Source organism: Anaerospora sp., assembly GCF_032013335.1.
Lineage (GTDB): Bacteria > Bacillota > Negativicutes > Sporomusales > DSM-15969 > Anaerospora.
This window is the reverse complement of sequence record NZ_DALZUO010000046.1, coordinates 1-17,647: the sequence shown is the minus strand read 5'-3', so window position 1 is coordinate 17,647 and position 17,647 is coordinate 1. Positions and strand designations below refer to the sequence as shown.

Below are 17,647 nucleotides of genomic sequence, written 5' to 3'. Positions count from 1 at the left end.
TATTGGTGGGGTTAGGAGGACTCGAACCTCTGACCTCTTCGATGTCAACGAAGCGCTCTAACCAACTGAGCTATAACCCCTTATAATGTCCCGATGAGGACATTATTTATTATATTACTGTAAACTAACTTTGTCAATATGCTTAATACAAAATATTATTTGCAATGACTAAGCGTTGAATTTGATTGGTTCCTTCATAGATCTGCATGATTTTTGCATCACGCATATATTTTTCAGTAGGATATTCCTGCGAGTATCCATATCCGCCTAAGACTTGCACGGCATCAGTTGTAACCTTCATTGCCGTATCGGCAGCAAAACATTTTGCGATTGCTGACTCTTTGGAGTAGTCCACGCCTTGATCTTTCATCCAGCAGGCTCTATATACGAGCAAGCGGGCTGCATCAATCTGCATGGCCATATCGGCCAGCATAGCTTGTACTAATTGAAAGGATGCAATTGGCTTGCCGAATTGTACCCGCTCTTTTGAGTATTTTACAGCTACTTCAAATGCCGCCTGTGATAACCCAACAGATACTGCTCCTACAAAAGGACGGGCAGCATCAAGTGTTTTCATCGCTAGTTTAAAGCCTTCGCCCTCGCGGCCAATGCGGCTGCTAGCAGGCAAGCGAACATTATCCAGAACCAGTTCGCAAGTATTGGAAGTACGAATTCCCATTTTGTGTTCTTCCTTGCCAACTGAAAAACCAGGTGTTCCTTTTTCCACGATAAAAGCGGTTAAACCACGAATACCAGCAGATTTACGGGCATTAGCAAAAATAACATAAATATCAGCAAGACCACCGTTAGTTATAAAACATTTTGTCCCGTTAAGTATATAATGATCGCCATCTTTAGTGGCAGCAGTGGCAACAGCACCGGCATCAGAGCCAGCCCCAGGCTCGGTTAGAGCAAATGCAGCCAATTTACCTTCATTAATTACTGAGAAAAACTTCTTTTTCTGCTCATCCGTACCGGCTAAAATAACCGGATAAGATGCTAACGCATTTGCTGCGACCGCTGTAGCAATACCTGCGCAGCCCTTTCCTAATTCTTCATACATAAGTGCAATCGAAATAGCATCTAGTCCAGGTCCATCAAACTCTTCCGGAACGGCCAAACTTAACATACCTGCTTCATCTAATTTTTCAAGCAGACCTTCCCGTAGTTTTCCCGCCTTGTCCATTTCCAAAGCATAAGGCGCAATTTCTTTAGCCACAAAGTCCTGTGCGATTTTCTTTAATGCTAATTGGTCTGGTGTAAAACTAAATTCCATGATTCCCCTCCTACGTACTCCTGTACCAGAAAATCTATTTTTAAGTATACTGCATAATAGTAATTTTGTTAACACCTCTCGTGGAAAATCTTAGAAAGACTTCTACTATTCCTAAAAATGCATGATTAGGCTTCACTTTAATAACAGCTTTGCGCCAATGGCTAACAAGACAAGCCCGGCAACTTGGTTCCAACCGCAAGGCACCCGCTCCATTCCAAAACCACCAAAGTGATCAATGAGAACAGCTGTCAAAACCTGCCCGACGATGATGGCGGTTGTGGCATTTGCCACTCCCACTGCCGGTATACTGGCAGCAACCAGATAAATGATAAAAACGCCTACAATACCCCCGAGATAGGCATACCAGGGTGCCGTAGTTATGGCCCCAAGATTTCCCTTACCCATTCGCAGTACAAATAGAACTACCAATAGCAATATTGTACCTGTGACATGTACAATGAACGTAGCTTCAATTAAACCAATCACCTTACTAAGTGCTGTATTTAATGTACCTTGTACAGCCATAAGTACGCCAGATATTAATGCTAACAGCAGCGCTAGCATGTTACCCGATATATCCAACGAGCACCGCTCCCTTTTGCTACTTAATGAGTCACTCATCAAGTAGTATCGGCGGTGCATGTTTTTTCTATTCTAGAAATTATCCGTTAGCCAATCCATGACAGCCTGTGAGGCTATTTGACTATGCAGATTAAACTGATGATCACCACCATCAATCTGGACAAACGTTTTAGGCTGTCCTGCGGTTTCATAAAGCAGCTTTGCTTGCCGGATGGGTACAATCTCATCCTTGGTACCATGCAAAATGAGAACAGGCATGGTGCGACTAACCAATAACTGCATTGCACTCAGCAAATCAAACGTAGCAAAATCACGGATAAATTCCGGTTTCAGCTCTAATTTCCCGTAGCTGTCATTTAAAATGAGCATGTTTCCCTTCTCTAAGGAAGCATAATCATTGCCAAGAGCAAGTTGAAAAGTTTCAACTAAGTTGGAAGGAGTCGCCCACAGGGCAAGTCCCTTTATTGCAGGATCGGCTGCTGCACATACCAGGGAAGCACTCCCCCCCATACTGCGTCCAAGCAAAATGATTTCTTTGCTGAGATGGTGCCGGCAGAATGCGATCACACTTGTTAATTCCTCCACTTGAACAGACAAGGTCTGCCCCGGTGTGAAATCATAGCGTACAACAGTAAAGCCCGCCGCCACTGCCTGTTCTGCCAAAAGTACAGCTTTGCCGCTGCCATCTTTTGAGCCGCGGAAACCATGACTGATGATCAGTGTTTTACCTGATTCTTGCTCTGGTCTGTGTATGACGGCTTGTAAAACGGAGTTTTTTGCTGCAATAGTAACATTCTGCACGCGATTACTCATTTTCAAAACGGCCAATGACACAGAACGTTCCGCGGCTTTTTGCTGCCAGCTTACCCTGGCTGTCGCAAATATCTGCCTCTACCACAATAGTTTGGCGTCCATTATGAATGACTTTAGCATCAGCTAAAACGGTCGTACCGGCAGATACACCTTTAATATAATTAATATTCATCTCAATGGTAACTACTCGCTTACCGCAAGAAGCACAGGCTACCCCCATTACCGTATCCGCCAGAGACGCCAACGCTCCGCCGTGGGCTGCGCCATACAAGTTAGCATGCTTGTCCGCTTTGACCGGCATAGTAAGTTGTACATGGCCTTCTGCAATACTGACAATTTGCATTTCCAGCAATTTTACATAGGGGTTGCGATCATATATTTCCATTAAATGTTGTTGAAGCCACTCTACCGAGCTATTCATGATGCTTCTCTCCTTACACTTTCTGATAAGATTAGAAAAGACTTGGCTTTCACCAAGTCCTATAGGACGCAGGTGGAAGCCTATGTCATTCTTATTTCGCAATCAGAAAGCTACATTTTCTGTAAGATAAAAAACAGGCGCATGCGCCTGTTTAATCAAGAATATACACCGTCACACGCTGAACGCCAAAATCCATCGCCTGACCATGACTGTCAAAAGCAAGATCAATCCGGTTGCCTTTTATTGCACCACCAACATCATCGGCAACAGCATAACCATACCCTGGAATATATAATCTGGTACCAAGCGGTATGGTATTCGGATCAACAGCCACAATGCCTTTATGAACAGGGTTGCCGCGGCTGGTACGATTGGAATTACCGGTATCATAAGCCGAGTAAGCAGAAGCCGTTACAACAAGCGATCTACTATAGCGTGAAGGCTCGGCACCAGCACGTTCTAAGTAACCCCAGGTTTGCTTGCCAACTACTCCATCAACTGAGAGCCCATGAATACGTTGAAATTCTTGTACCGCCTGGTATGTAGAATTACCAAAGATACCATCAACATCGCCACTGTAAACGCCAGCATCAGTCAATAGTTTTTGCAGCACCTGTATCTCATCGCCACGCATACCCTGTTTGAGTAACTTATCCCCTGGTGCAGCAAAGACAGCCGCATTCGTGAATAGTATTACTGACAATAAGACAGTAAGGAATAGAATCTTTTTCAATTGGTCCACCTCTCTTTTGGTGTGCCGTTGAGAATACTGCTTTGAGCAGAATACATTCTCAGCGGTCTTTAAGCCTCCGGGGTTAGCTGTCGGGATAGGGAAAAGAGAGAATTGAGAACACGCCCCTTCGCATTTTCGCGAATTATCCCCTGTAAATTTATGTGGTTCCCCCGTACTGTGTAGATTCGGCTCCACAATCTATATTACAACAATTTAATTCTTTGGTCAAACCTGGGGCTATACGCCTAACGTTTCTACCACAGCTTTGTTGACGACTCCCGTCACTTCCAAGCCTTTGTCCTGCTGGTATTTGCGGACAGCTTCCTCCGTTGCCCTGCCATAGATACCATCAGCACGTTCGTGAAGATATCCCATTTCTTTCAGTTTGATTTGCAAAACAACAACATCAGCACCTGTTGTCTGGTACTTCAATACGCGCTGTATCTTTACGTTTCTTCCTTCTATTTTCACCGGTGTTCCCACCGGAATCCATTCAAACAATTCCTCAACATCTTTATTGCGCATTCGTATACAGCCATGGCTGGCAAACTGCCCAATAGACCAGGGTTTATTGGTGCCATGAATGCCATAGACTCCCCAGGGCACGTCCAGGCCCATCCACCGTGTACCAAATCCGGTTCCCCAGTTATAGTCCTTCCAAACCACATGCCATTCACCGATTGGTGAAGGTGTTCCACTCTTGCCGACAGCAATCCGGTACTTTTTGAAGAGCTTTTCATCACTATATACTTCCAGCATCCGGTTCGCTAAGTTGATCGCGATACTGACATTGCTGCCTGGTACTCCTTCCACCACCGGATTATCCTGAATAACAAACTCCCGTTCATCAGCAAATTCAAAGCCGATAATGCCAAAGACTAAGCTCAATAAGACGATAGCGGTAATGCTATAGTAAAGGCGCTGCCGGCTGCACGGAAATGACCGAAAATAAATCATACCCTGCCCCCTTACGTTATTAGTTACAGATATATATGCATTCCAGGATGAATGTATTTCCGGAATAAGCTATAATGAAGCTATGCTAACAACTTGGAGGCGATCCTTGTGACCGATCTTTTATTTCAAAATAACAGCTATATTCGCCAGTTTCAAAGCCGGATAAAAAAAACGATCACCCTGCCTAACGGCAATGTGGGCGTCGTGCTGGAGCATACCGCCTTTTATCCTGAAGGAGGCGGACAACCTTCTGATAAGGGACAGATAAATGGTATCCCGGTGAATGATGTCTACAGCGAAGGAAGCGATATCATTCACGTCATGTCCGACCTGCCGCAAGCCGGGGCAGTAGAAGCTGCAATTGACTGGTCACGGCGCTTTGACCACATGCAGCAGCATAGCGGACAGCATATTTTATCAGCCACCTGCCATGAGCTGTTTGGAGCAGCTACGGTAGGCTTCCATCTGGGCGCGCAATCCAGTCAGATTGATCTTGACCTGCCTGGCTTTACTGACGAGCAGATGAATGCTGCAGAACAATTATCGAATGAGATGCTTTATGGCAATAAGGCTGTACGCATTCACCAGGCTACGCAAGCCACTCTGCATGAATACCCGCTGCGTAAACAACCTGCTAAAGATTTTGCTGCGATTCGCTTAATTGAAATAGAGGGAATCGATTGCTGTCCCTGTGGCGGAACCCATGTAGCAGCAACAGGTGAAATCGGCATGATTAAAATTCGCAGCTGGGAAAGAAAAAACAATGCAATTCGTCTTGATTTTGTGTGCGGTTATCGTGCTCTTGCTGATTATCAATACAAGAACCTATTAATAAAAGAACTTTCCGGACGCCTGTCAGCACCGGGACCACAACTGCTCTCAACTTTAGATAAGCTGTTCAATAAAGCAGATGAAACAAATCGGCAACTGGCAGCCGCCAGACAAGAGCTCAACGTGCAGCTTGCCGGCAACCTCTACCGGCAAACAGAACCGAAAAAGGGAATAAAAATCATTGTATATCAGTTACTAAATTCATCTCCCGCTGATGTAGCCGGACTTGCCAAGCAGCTTGTCTCTTCGCCTGCGACAGTTGCACTGCTGGCAGGAGTTGCTGACGATAACAGCAAGGTTCATTTGGTGTTCAGTTGCTCCCCTGACCTGAATATAAATATGGGGCCAATACTAAAAGCCGCCCTTCCTCTTATAGAGGGAAAAGGCGGCGGTAACGGTTCATCTGCCCAAGGGGGAGGCTCTTCTGTAAAACATACTGCAGATGCTTTAGAGCTGGCCAGACAAGCAGTTATTCAATTACTCTGAACGGTTACGCAGCAGGAATGCAGTAATAATCGCCGTTAAGGGAATCGCACAGATTAAGCCGATGCTGCCGGTTAAAGCTCTGGCAAATTCGGTGACAATCATATTTAAATTTAGAATCTTCAACATGGAAACCTGCTTCTGGGAAGCAATCAAAAGCATTAGTGGTAAGGAACTCCCTGTGTACGCTAAAATAAGCGTATTTGACATTGTCCCCATAATATCGCGGCCAACGTTCATACCGGTTTTAAACAGGCCTTTGGCATCAATTGCCGGCTGGGCTTCTTTTACTTCATAGAGAGCGGAAGCAATTGAGATTGTCACATCCATGACAGCCCCAAGCGCACCAAATACCATTCCGGCAAATAGGACTCCCTGGAAATCAACCATTGGCAGAAGGACTGCTTTTAGCATCATTGCCTCTTCACTATCTAATCCGGTAAGGTGCATCAGATTAATGGATAATACAGATAGAATTGCGGCAATGCTTACGCCGCCAATTGTCCCTAATACAGCTGCCAAGGTTTTTACCGTCCAGCCGCTGATCGTCACTTGTGTAACGACAGCAATTACCGCACTTATCAGCAAGGTTAAGACCGTGATGTTGAATTTTGCCATAATAACCTGGCCTACAAAAAACTGAAAAATAAGCAATGTAGAAAACGCGATGACAAATACAGATTTAACACCGACTATTCCGCCAAAAACAATTAAAGCCAATGCAAAAAATCCGACTAGCCAATATACATAATCAAAGCGATCAAAATCGCTGACATGATAGGTTGTCCGCTGCATGTCGTTGGATATGGCAACAATCACTTTGTCGCCAGGATTGACATGAATCTCGTACATCGATTTCCCGGTTATGTAATTAAACGTATCAACAACTTTTCCGGCCTCTGGCCCTGATGTCAATTGAATGCTTACCAACTGGCCCTGCCCCATAAAATATTCTTTCTGCATAGATGCATCTAATGCACCGACAGCAACTACCGTTCCTTTTTCATACTGTACTGGTGCCGTGTCTTTAGGTGCTGCTTCTGCTGTCAAACCTGCACTGAATAATAGTATTATCATTACAATGAATATTCTTTTCATAATCATCCTCCTGCTCACGACAATATTCGAGTTAAATTCCGCTATTCCTGCAAAAAAAGCGAGCATAAAAAAAGCAGCCGGCTTTAACCGGCTACTCTATGATATATGCATTAACCCGTTGAATTCCATAATTCAGCGCTTCCGAACGGCTGTTAAATGCTAAATCAATTCGATTTCCCTGAATAGCACCGCCTTGATCCTCGGCAATTGCTTCGCCATAGCCTTCAATCCATAACCGTGTACCCATAGGGATAACGTCAGGATCAACAGCAGCTACGCCTTTACGCACTTTGCCTCCCAAGTAAGTCAGATCCCCCCATTTGCCATTATCCAATGGACCAGGAGCATACGCAGTTGCCGTCATATTTAATACTTTCTTATAGTTGGCCGGAGCCCCTGTCAGCGAATCATTTTTCACAGCTGCCTGCGGGCTCAGGACTGCGTTTTTATTCAACAACATTGCAAGTGCAGCGAGATTATTCCCATATGGCTTGATCGTATCAGCAACCCTTTTTTCCATTTCTTTTCTTAACTTGCTTTCAACTTGATTGCTCATGTCACTGTCTGCAAGAGCGGCAGTTGAAACTCCATTCGTAGCTGCCAGCTGCTGCAAGGCGGTATTAGCAATGACACTCCACAGGTTCTCTTTATTTCCTTTATCAAACTGTTCTTTTACTTTTAATAATTCTTGAATTCGATTTAAATTGCCACTTTCAACCGCTGCTGCTGCAAGCTGTTCTTCCAGCGTTGCTGCATGCGTAGCTGGCAATGAGGAAAAGGAGCAAGCCATTGTTACAAACAAGGCAGCTATTATTTTCTTCAAGGTTATGACTCCTTCCTAGCTGTTCATTCCCCATTATACCATTACGGCTGTATTATATAAAACTGTAATATATGTAAACAAAGGTATGCCCGCTTACGAGATAAGCAGGCATACCTTTGTTTTAGTTACTCTTCTATTTTGCCAACCGATACAGTGTTTCTGTTAATACGTCAACACCAGCTACGATATCCTCAGTATCGGCAAATTCTTCAGGATTATGGCTGATTCCGCCGCGACAAGGTATAAAGATCATTCCAGCAGCTGTAATATGTGCCATATTCATAGCATCATGACCTGCTCCGGAAGGCATCCGCTTGTAGGAAACCCCTACTTGCCGGCATGCATCTTCAATCATTCCTTTTATATGGTCATCCATCAATACCGGTTTGTCGGAGGACAGCACTTCAATTGCAACAGGCGTATCTTGCCCCTCAGCAATGGTACTGATCGCATCCTTGATATCCTGCAGAGCTTCAATGATGCTCTCATGATTGGTACCACGAATATCCACCCACATCTCCACTAAACCAGGCACGACGTTCATTGCTCCCGGATGCACCTTCATAGCTCCCACTGTGCCCACTGTGCCTAAATGAGATTGCTCCAGGGCAATTTCCTGGACAGCCAGGATAATCATCGCTGCGCTCACAAGCGCATCCTGCCGTTGATCCATCGGTGTAGTACCAGAATGAGCTGCCATGCCTTCAACTGTAATTTTAAGACGGGTTGGAGCTGCAATAGCAGCAACTATACCAATAGTCGTTTTATCGTTTTCCAGCACCGGCCCCTGTTCAATATGTAATTCCACAAATGCTTTTAACTCTTGCTTGCCTCTGACAGCCTTTGTAATCCCTTCTAAATCGAAGCCTTGTTCCCGGAGAGCTTCAGACAATGCTACTCCACTCTGATCCTTTGCCTTGCTCCAGGCCGAAAGATTGGTTGTTCCAGCCATAACCTTACTGCCCATAGTTGCAAAGCCGAAGCGGCTTGATTCCTCTGCAGCAAATATAATTAATTCCAGAGGATGAGTCAATTGACCGCGCTCTTTCAATTGCTTGACTGCTGCCAGACCACCGACTACACCAACAATTCCATCATAATCGCCGCCTTCAGGAACGGTATCAAGATGAGAGCCGGTGGCAACTGCCGGAGCCGAAGGGTTACTTCCTTCTAAACGACCAATTATATTACCGAAAGCATCCAGTCGAATTGTTAAGCCTGCTTCTTTCATTAAATCAATGACATATTCTTTAGCCTGCCAGTCTTCTGTACTGAAAGCCAGACGGCTTGTGCCACGGTTTCCTTTTCCCCAAGTGCTGATTTTTTCAATTGTAGCTGCAATCCATTCTTTATCCATTCTAATCCGCCCTCTCCACTTTATCTTAGCAATCAGTATACCCCTATTAGGGGATAAATTCACCTGGACACAAAATTCCGTTTGGTTTAAAAAAGGCACCCCCAAAAGGGCGCCTGAATATTTAGAATAAAACGGAACCAATTACAACAAGTAAAGCTACAACTGCAACGACGCCACCAATTATTAATGCTGTACGGTTCAATTTATCAACATCCTGCTTATGGTGTGCTCTTTTCCCTTGCCCTTTTGTCACAGTTATATCTCCTTTACGTCCAAGCTTCTATCATCTCACGTATTTTTACCACATGGCCTTGCTCTTCGATTTTCAACCTGGCAAATATTTTTCTTGCATCAGGAAATTTAGCGTTTCTGGAAAGCTCATCATAGAGTAAGATGGAATCCTTTTCAGCCTGCATTGCCGTATGTAAAATACTTTTGACGCTTTTTAGCTCAGCTATTTTCCCACTAGCCTGGCTTTCATGGGGGAATATGTGTGATTCAGCTAATACAGTCAAATACCGATACGTTTCAGGATCAAATAAATATTCGGCTGAATGAGCTTCTTTGCGCTCAGAAACAGCAGTAAAGATTTGTGTAAATAAGTCCAAATGCTGCGCTTCTTCATTCATTAAAAACAGAAAGAGGTCTTTATGTTCTTGGTGGACTGCTTGTTCATAAGCCTGGTGATAAAATGCCTTGCCACGAGCTTCAATTTCAATGGCAACTCTGAGGCCTTCTAAATCACTAAAACTATTTTCCACTAAAATACACCTCCCCGAATCATTTCAGTTTTAATTCCCCATTTTCCTGCCAACTCCTGCCAGGTTATTGATAATTATACAACCTATTGTAAATACCTTGTTTTGCTAATAGCTCCAGATGATTTCCCTGCTCAACGATTTCCCCTTTAGCCATTACAAGGATCCGGTCTGCCTGTTGAATAGTAGACAAACGATGCGCTACAACCACGATTGTCCGCTGAGAAGAAATCTTCTCCAGCGCATTTTGAATCAAGCCTTCTGTCTCGCTGTCTATGCTGGAAGTAGCTTCATCCAGGGCCAGTATATCTGTTTTGGCAGCCAAGGCCCGCGCAAGTGACAATAATTGCCGTTGTCCCATCGATAGCAGCGCTCCCTGATATCCTACCGGAGTATGATAGCCTTGCGGCATAGTGACGATCGTCTCATGAATATTAGCAGTCTGAGCGGCCTTTATCATCACATCGTCACTCACTGACTTATCATAGAGGCGGATATTATCCGCTATCGTGCCCTTGAATAAATGGACCTCCTGAAATACTGCTCCTATTCTGCTGCGAAGCAATTCTACAGGCATTTCACGGATATCAATGCCATCAACATAAATGTGCCCCTGCTGAGGTTCATAAAAGCGCAGCAGTAAATGGAGCAAGGTGGTTTTACCCGATCCGGATAAGCCGACAATACCGATAAATTCACCTGCTCTAATAACAAACGACACATCCCTCAATACCCACTGAGACGGCTCATATGCGAACCAGACATTTTCAAAGCGGATTTCCCCGTTAAATCGCTCATCGGAGACAGATGCTTGTGGCTCTTCCTGCTGTTTTTCTGTAGCGATTAAATCCCAAATTCGCTCTGCTGCCGCTAATGCAGACTGGAGAAGACTATATTTTTCCGCCAGATCTTTAATCGGCCAAAAGAATTTTTCAACATAGCGGAGAAATGCAACCACAATACCAATTTCTAATCCGCTTGCGATCTGCCAGTTACTAAACCACAATACCAAAACAATCGCCAATGAGTAAACCAAATCTACTAAAGGACGGAATATGGCATATGTGCGCATTTCCTTTAAACCTGCTGACAAATATTCATCACTAACTATACGGTATTCCGCTTCTGTCTGCTTAAATCTGGCAAATGCTTTCACTAGCCGTATGCCGTTTAAATTCTCCTGAATGAAGGTGTTTAAGCCGGAAGTTTTTTCCCGAACCAGCCGGTAAGCACTGCGCGCGTATTTTTGATATGCGATTGCAACTACGATCATAACCGGAATAACAGTAAAAGAAACGAGAGCCAGTTGCCAATCCATCAGCAGCATAACAACCATGATGCCAATTATCATAATGAAATCACTGATAAATGAAATGAGAACATCAGTGTATAACTCTTTGATCGCATCGGTATCATTTGTTACGCGTGTAACCATGGTTCCTACAGGCTGCCCTTCCAAAGCTGAATAACGCTGATAAATCAGCTGGTGAAATACTTTTTGTCTTATATCAAAAATAATTTTTTGACCAATATACTGGAGCAGTAAAGTTTGGCCATACGTTAGTAGTAAGCTTACAACAATAGTAATACCGTAAAGCTGAGCGGTTTCGAGCAGCCCTATTAGATTGTGGCTGGCAACTTGCTCATCAATAGCCACTTTCAGTAAATAAGGACGTAGTAAATCAGCACTTGTTCCCATCAGCATAATGATAAACACTGCAAATAACAGTGCAATGAACGGTTTAGCAAAGCTCCACAGGACAACTAGCATTTTACTATCCCAAGAATTTTTCACTTCTGCTGCTTCATCTTTTCTTTTGCTAACATACTTTGCCATTATTCTTCACCATTCATTAGTTGCTGTTCATATAATTCATAGTACAGCCCCTTTTTCTCTATTAATTGTTGATGGGTTCCTTGTTCAGCAATTGAACCTTCCTTCATCACTATAATCAAGTCTGCCGATTTCACTGCAGCGACTCGCTGTGAGACAATTAAAGTAGTCCTGCCTGCAGTGAATTGACTCATATTGGCCAACAACTCAGCTTGTGTTCGATAGTCTAGAGCGGCAAATATATCATCAAGCAGCAAAATTGCTGGCTCTTTGATAAGAGCTCTGGCAATAGCCACTCGCTGCTGTTGGCCGCCGGATAGCTTTTTCCCTTTTTCACCAAGTATTGTCCCAAAGCCCAAAGGCTTATCATCAATTGCTTCTTGAATGACAGCAAGCTGCGCTGCCTTTTCAATTTGCTCGCGCAAATACGGTTGATCAAAAGCAATATTCTCAGCAATGGTTTTTGAAAAGAGCAAACTGTCCTGTGGTACATAGCCTACCGCTTGACGCAAGCTGTTATAATCAATTGCATGAATCTCACGGTTGCTGATAAAAATCGTATTCTCCGGCGGGTTGTATAACCGCAATAATAACTGCAATAATGTTGATTTACCGGCTCCTGTATGCCCCACGATACCAAGCACCGTTCCTGCTGGAATAAACAATGATAAGTTTGTTAAGGCCGGTTGCTTTCCTGTTGGATATTGAAAGGTCAAATTTGTAATTCGTATATCAGTTTCTCGTATTTCTTTACTAGTCTCAACAGGTTCGTCACGATCTTCATAGGCCGGCTGATCCAGTAAATCTGAAATCCGGTTTAATGAAGCTGCACCACGCTGCACTGTGTTAATCAGATAGCCCAAGCCCATAACAGGCCAAATAATCAGGCCTAAATAACCCGAAAAAGCTGCAAATTCACCAATAGTAATAGCCCCTTTGATGATAAGATCGCCACCGACAAATAAAGCAATCGCATAACATGTCAGCGGTGCAATGTGCGTTACCGGTATGTAAGCTGCCTGCAATTGAGCCATTTCCATATTAGCTGCTACATTTGCCTTGTTAATGCTTGAGAAGCGCTCTAAAGTCGTTCTTTCGGCTGCAAAGCCCTTAATAATCTTCACACCGGCAAACACTTCCTGGGTAAATTCCGTCATTGAGCTAAAATTCTCCTGAACCTTCCGGAAGCGGTCGTGAACGAATTTTCCCATATAAATTACCAGCATGAAAATAATCGGCAACGGCAGTATTGTCCAAGCGGCCAACTGCCAATTAATTGTTTTCACCATAACAATAAGAGACGCTGCCCCCATTATGACGGCATCCACAAACAGCATAATTCCTAACCCAATCGCTACACGCACCGCAGAAACATCATTTGTCGTCAAAGCCATAATTTTACCTGGGCCATGTTCATCAAAAAAAGACATCGGCAGTCTCAAGGCATGAGAAAAAATTCTTTTACGCAAGTAATATTCCAGTCTTCTTGTCGTTCCCATGATGCATTCTCTATAAATATAACGTAAAACTGCAATAAGAATGCTAATGAATACTAAAAGTAGAAGCTGCCCAAATACCTCTTCCCTACTGGAAATTAAAAAATCAACAGTCTTACCAATGATACGGGGAATGAGAAGCTGCAATAGGTCTACACTAATAAGTAGAAGGACTCCAATAGAATAGGTTAGCCAATGAACACGAAAAAACGGCTGTAAAACCCGAAGTTTAAGGAAAAGAAACACACTAGTACCTCCCGTTATAGGATTAATTATCCTTTAAAGCTGCATAATCCTCCTCGACGTGATGTTGCCTGCTCTGCACTAATAAAAAAGGGAGTTTCAACTAACAATAATTATTATTTACAAGAATATTTTACCATGTTAAAATATGGATAGTTAGTAATATCCGATATAGGAGGTTTTCGATTATGCAAAAACGTACTGGACTAGTGAAGTTTGGCAATACCCCGGTTACTTTACTTGGCAACGAAATAAAGGTTGGCGATACAGCGCCTAATTTCACCGTTCTAACTCCCGAATTATCCCCTGCTTCACTTGATGACTATAAAGGGTCCATTCGCATTATCAGCGTTGTTCCATCTATTGATACCTCGGTCTGCGATATGCAGACGCGGTGGTTCAATCAAGATGCTACCCAAATTGAGGGTGTCGTGATTTTAACGATTAGCGTTGATCTGCCTTTTGCCTTAAAAAGATATTGTGGTGCAAATGAAATTACTAATGTAAAGACATTATCTGATCATAAAGACTTGGACTTCGGCCTAAAATACGGCTTTGTTATGGAAGAGCTTCGCTTACTAGCCCGCGGCGTTATTGTTATCGACCAGCAGGATGTGGTCCGTTATGTTCAATACGTACCGGAAATTAAGGATCAGCCTGATTATGAAAAAGCACTGGCAGCAGTAAAAGCTTGCATCTAAGATGTAGTTTATTCAAATCCTAAATAAATAGAAGACTCTCGTACTATTGATACGAGAGTCTTCTATTTATTTAGCTAAAAAATTCATCTCTGGCTTACCGGAATTAACCCGGTAACGCCACGCTCTTCTGCTCCATAGAGGATGATAGTACAACGTGGGTCTTTGTTACGCCGTACTGCATAAATTCGTCAATCAATTGCTCAAGCGTATCCATCCCTGTTGCCACTACCTCTACGAGATAGTCGGCATCACCGGTAATCCGATGGCAGGATAAAATAGCTCCGTGACCGTTGCTAAAGTCGAGGAATTTTTTACATGTATCTACATTGGTCTTAACAAGAATAAAGGCTCGAATAGGCAGTCCCGTTTTTTTTACATTAACAATTGCTTTGTAGCCTTTAATAACATCTGTATCTTCCAGTTTCTTAACACGTTCAATTGTAGCCGGACTGGTAAGCCCTACTCGTTGGCCTAATTCTTTCATGGTGACACGGCCATCACCTAGAAGGATTTCTAGTATGCGTAAGTCGATTGCATCCATACTACACCTCTTTTTTAGAGAAACTCCCCCAACCACCGTTGAGGGAGTTTCTGTTGCTACTTTGCAACCACGAAATCTGTTTACAGTTAGAGTTAAATGTTAAACAACAGTTCTGCATAGGTAGGCATAGGCCATACTTCTTTGTCTACCAGCGTTTCAAGTGTATCAGCAACTTCTCTTAATGCACCCATTTTTTCGAATACATCAAATCTGAATAACGATGCTTGCTCATAAGTATCACCATGAGCATTAGCGGCTTTGTCAGTAGCTTCTTCAAGGGCAGCAATATTTTTCTTAAGTGCTGCTGCTAACGCAGATACCTCAGTGAGCAGTTCAGTTTGAGCTGACAGATCAGCGGCAATGCCAGTTGCTTTAATTGTATTGATAGAACCAGCTAGATTGGTAGCGAACTTAATAACAGCAGGAAGTATTTCTCTCTTCGCCATTTCAATCATCGTTAAAGCTTCAATATTGATGGTTTTAATATAGTTTTCAAGTTCTATTTCATAACGGGATTCCATTTCCACTCTGCTCAATACGGCATGTTTTTCCATAACAGCCAGGTTCTTTTCAGAAATGAGCGCTTTAGTAGCTTCAACAGTGGTCTTAATATTGGGCAGGCCTCTCTTTTCAGCTTCAACTACCCACTCATCGGAATAGCCATTGCCATTAAAGACTACCTTTTTGTGCTTAGTTGCAACTTCAGTTAAAAACGCTTTAACTTCAGCATTTACATCCTTAGCTTTTTCCAGTCTGGTTGCAACTTCGTCCAGGATTTCAGCTACGATCGTATTTAAGATATAGTTCGGTGCAGCAATCGAAGCGGAGGAAGGAACCATTCTAAATTCAAACTTATTACCGGTAAATGCAAATGGCGATGTTCTGTTTCTGTCAGTTGCATCTTTGGGCAATGCAGGCAGAGTAGTTACACCAATTTCCATCAGACCGCCACTTTTAGAGCTTGTAGCCCCACCCTTTTCAATCTGCTCCAGAATATCTTGTAACTGTTCGCCTAAGAAAATGGAGATGATCGCCGGAGGAGCCTCATTGGCACCCAGTCTATGGTCATTGCCAGGATTTGCGGCAGACATGCGCAGCAAATCTGCATATTCATCAACTGCTTTAATTACAGCGCACAGGAAAACAAGGAATTGTTGATTGTCATGAGGAGTGTTGCCTGGTTCTAACAGGTTCATTCCATCATCGGTTCCCATGGACCAGTTATTATGTTTGCCTGAACCATTAATTCCGGCAAATGGTTTTTCATGCAGCAAGCATACAAGGCCATGTCTCAGCGCAACTTTCTTCATAACGTCCATAGTAAGCTGATTGTGGTCTGTCGCTATATTTGTGGTAGTAAAGATAGGCGCAAGTTCATGTTGTGCAGGAGCAACTTCGTTATGCTTAGTCTTTGCAGAAACGCCAAGCTTCCAAAGCTCTTCATCTATTTCTTTCATGTAAGCGGAAACTCTTTCCTTAAGGGAACCGAAATAATGATCTTCCATTTCTTGACCTTTAGGAGGTTTAGCACCAAAAAGAGTTCTGCCAGCAAAGATCAAATCTTTTCTTTGCTCAAATAATTTCTTATCAACAAGGAAATATTCCTGTTCAGGACCAACCGTAGTAATAACTTTGCGGGTTGTTGTATTTCCAAGAGCTTTTAAAACGCGCAATGCTGGTTTTGCCAGTGCTTCCATCGAGCGCAGTAATGGAGTTTTCTTATCTAGAGCTTCACCAGTATAGGAGCAAAAAGCTGTTGGTATACACAGTGAACCATCTTTCACAAATGCTGGTGAGGTGCAATCCCATGCAGTATAGCCTCTAGCTTCAAAAGTAGCTCTGAGACCGCCAGAGGGGAAGGAAGAAGCATCAGGCTCACCCTTGATTAACTCTTTGCCGGAGAATTCCATGATAGCTTTGCCATCAGAAGTAGGCGATATAAATGCATCATGTTTCTCAGCTGTTATGCCAGTCATTGGTTGGAACCAATGCGTAAAATGCGTTGCACCTTTCTCAAGAGCCCAATCCTTCATAGCATTAGCAACTACGTCGGCAACTGCGGGATCTAAAGAACGTCCCTCTTCGATTGTCTTGTTTAAAGCTTTGTAAATAGCCTTAGGAAGACGCTCCCTCAAAACCGCATCGTTAAATACATTTGCTCCATAAATGCTCATCCCAAAAACCCCTTTCAATTTTCATCTTCATTTTAAAACTAGGCACTGTATTATAAATGTAAGAGCTACCATAAAACTTGTGAGGTGAATTTTCTGCTATTCTTTTTCACCTCAGCCTTATTTTGTGTACTTATCATGAGTCAATACCTAAAAAAATATAAAAACTCCCCTGTATTTTCAACAAGAGGAGTCGTCATTGACTCACATACCATTCAATTACTTTGATTATAGCATATGTGAGAATTTTGTCTAGAGGGTAATTAAATTTTTTTGATATTTTTTTCAGTATTAAAGGCATTATGGCACTATAGGCTTGTAAAGTAACGTTATTCTGAAAGTTAGGCCTATTATCCACCTGTCCAACAATATTTTAGATTAGACAGGTATGCCCTCAAAGGATCCTAATTTACTGTTTGGCGTTTTTTCACGTTTTGCATATAAAGCAAAAAAGCACTCACATGTGTAAGTGCTTTTTGTCTAATCAGCGACTTCCTATCCTCCCAGGCCGTTTCCAGCCAAGTACTTT

17 protein-coding genes, 1 tRNA gene and 1 riboswitch are annotated in these 17,647 nt (G+C 43.1%); of the genes, 2 read left to right on the top strand and 16 right to left on the bottom strand.

What is annotated here, in order from left to right; translation table 11 throughout:
- Positions 1–3: 3 nt before the first annotated feature.
- The 7 genes from RTR76_RS20520 to RTR76_RS20490 form a co-directional block, all read right to left on the bottom strand.
- A tRNA-Val gene (locus RTR76_RS20520) sits at positions 4–80 on the bottom strand.
- Between the two features lie 62 nt (positions 81–142).
- Entirely contained in the window at positions 143–1,276 is a 1,134-nt protein-coding gene (locus RTR76_RS20515; protein WP_312524475.1) for an acyl-CoA dehydrogenase family protein, read from the bottom strand.
- Between the two features lie 132 nt (positions 1,277–1,408).
- Positions 1,409–1,858, bottom strand: a complete 450-nt coding sequence (locus tag RTR76_RS20510; protein WP_312524474.1) for a DMT family transporter — start codon at positions 1,856–1,858, stop codon at positions 1,409–1,411.
- Between the two features lie 72 nt (positions 1,859–1,930).
- Positions 1,931–2,659: an alpha/beta hydrolase gene (locus tag RTR76_RS20505; RefSeq protein WP_312524473.1), complete on the bottom strand. Its 729-nt coding sequence runs from the start codon at positions 2,657–2,659 to the stop codon at positions 1,931–1,933.
- 4 nt (positions 2,660–2,663) lie between these two features.
- On the bottom strand, positions 2,664–3,092 hold the full coding sequence (locus tag RTR76_RS20500; RefSeq protein WP_312524472.1) for a PaaI family thioesterase: 429 nt from the start codon (positions 3,090–3,092) through the stop codon (positions 2,664–2,666).
- A 151-nt stretch (positions 3,093–3,243) separates the two neighbouring features.
- On the bottom strand, positions 3,244–3,834 hold the full coding sequence (locus RTR76_RS20495) for a peptidoglycan-binding protein (protein WP_396145642.1): 591 nt from the start codon (positions 3,832–3,834) through the stop codon (positions 3,244–3,246).
- Positions 3,835–3,882: 48 nt separating this feature from the next.
- Positions 3,883–4,026: riboswitch (cyclic di-AMP (ydaO/yuaA leader) on the bottom strand.
- 36 nt (positions 4,027–4,062) lie between these two features.
- The gene (locus RTR76_RS20490) at positions 4,063–4,782 is read right to left on the bottom strand and encodes a L,D-transpeptidase family protein (RefSeq protein ID WP_312524470.1); all 720 of its coding nucleotides are present in this window, start codon (positions 4,780–4,782) and stop codon (positions 4,063–4,065) included.
- A gap of 108 nt (positions 4,783–4,890) precedes the next feature.
- On the opposite strand from RTR76_RS20490, the gene RTR76_RS20485 reads away from it, so the two are divergent.
- Entirely contained in the window at positions 4,891–6,099 is a 1,209-nt protein-coding gene (locus RTR76_RS20485; RefSeq protein WP_312524469.1) for a DHHA1 domain-containing protein, read from the top strand.
- On the opposite strand, the gene RTR76_RS20480 is transcribed toward RTR76_RS20485, so the two are convergent.
- The 7 genes from RTR76_RS20480 to RTR76_RS20450 all read right to left on the bottom strand — a co-directional run bounded on the left by RTR76_RS20480 (position 6,091) and on the right by RTR76_RS20450 (position 13,708).
- Positions 6,091–7,194, bottom strand: a complete 1,104-nt coding sequence (locus RTR76_RS20480; protein ID WP_312524468.1) for a YibE/F family protein — start codon at positions 7,192–7,194, stop codon at positions 6,091–6,093. The two genes, RTR76_RS20485 and RTR76_RS20480, sit on opposite strands and share 9 nt — an antisense overlap.
- Before the next feature lie 91 nt (positions 7,195–7,285).
- A complete protein-coding gene (locus tag RTR76_RS20475; protein WP_312524467.1) occupies positions 7,286–8,017 on the bottom strand; it encodes a 3D domain-containing protein in 732 nt (243 codons plus the stop codon).
- 133 nt (positions 8,018–8,150) lie between these two features.
- Positions 8,151–9,374, bottom strand: coding sequence for a Zn-dependent hydrolase (locus tag RTR76_RS20470; RefSeq protein WP_312524466.1), 1,224 nt, complete (start codon positions 9,372–9,374; stop codon positions 8,151–8,153).
- Between the two features lie 121 nt (positions 9,375–9,495).
- Entirely contained in the window at positions 9,496–9,627 is a 132-nt protein-coding gene (locus tag RTR76_RS20465) for a hypothetical protein (protein WP_312524465.1), read from the bottom strand.
- Between the two features lie 13 nt (positions 9,628–9,640).
- Positions 9,641–10,135 carry a ferritin family protein gene (locus tag RTR76_RS20460; protein ID WP_312524464.1) on the bottom strand — a complete coding sequence of 165 codons (495 nt, stop codon included), beginning with the start codon at positions 10,133–10,135 and terminating at the stop codon, positions 9,641–9,643.
- A 64-nt stretch (positions 10,136–10,199) separates the two neighbouring features.
- Positions 10,200–11,969 carry an ABC transporter ATP-binding protein gene (locus tag RTR76_RS20455; RefSeq protein ID WP_312524463.1) on the bottom strand — a complete coding sequence of 590 codons (1,770 nt, stop codon included), beginning with the start codon at positions 11,967–11,969 and terminating at the stop codon, positions 10,200–10,202.
- The gene (locus RTR76_RS20450) at positions 11,969–13,708 is read right to left on the bottom strand and encodes an ABC transporter ATP-binding protein (protein WP_312524462.1); all 1,740 of its coding nucleotides are present in this window, start codon (positions 13,706–13,708) and stop codon (positions 11,969–11,971) included. Before RTR76_RS20450 ends, RTR76_RS20455 begins: the two co-directional genes overlap by 1 nt.
- A gap of 185 nt (positions 13,709–13,893) precedes the next feature.
- On the opposite strand from RTR76_RS20450, the gene tpx reads away from it, so the two are divergent.
- The gene (gene tpx, locus RTR76_RS20445) at positions 13,894–14,406 is read left to right on the top strand and encodes a thiol peroxidase (RefSeq protein WP_312524461.1); all 513 of its coding nucleotides are present in this window, start codon (positions 13,894–13,896) and stop codon (positions 14,404–14,406) included.
- A 103-nt stretch (positions 14,407–14,509) separates the two neighbouring features.
- Here tpx and RTR76_RS20440 read toward each other — a convergent pair whose 3' ends face one another.
- Together RTR76_RS20440 and RTR76_RS20435 are read right to left on the bottom strand one after the other, a co-directional pair.
- Positions 14,510–14,947 carry an Lrp/AsnC family transcriptional regulator gene (locus RTR76_RS20440; protein WP_312524460.1) on the bottom strand — a complete coding sequence of 146 codons (438 nt, stop codon included), beginning with the start codon at positions 14,945–14,947 and terminating at the stop codon, positions 14,510–14,512.
- A 92-nt stretch (positions 14,948–15,039) separates the two neighbouring features.
- On the bottom strand, positions 15,040–17,121 hold the full coding sequence (locus RTR76_RS20435; RefSeq protein ID WP_312524459.1) for a glutamine synthetase III: 2,082 nt from the start codon (positions 17,119–17,121) through the stop codon (positions 15,040–15,042).
- Positions 17,122–17,647: the final 526 nt, after the last annotated feature.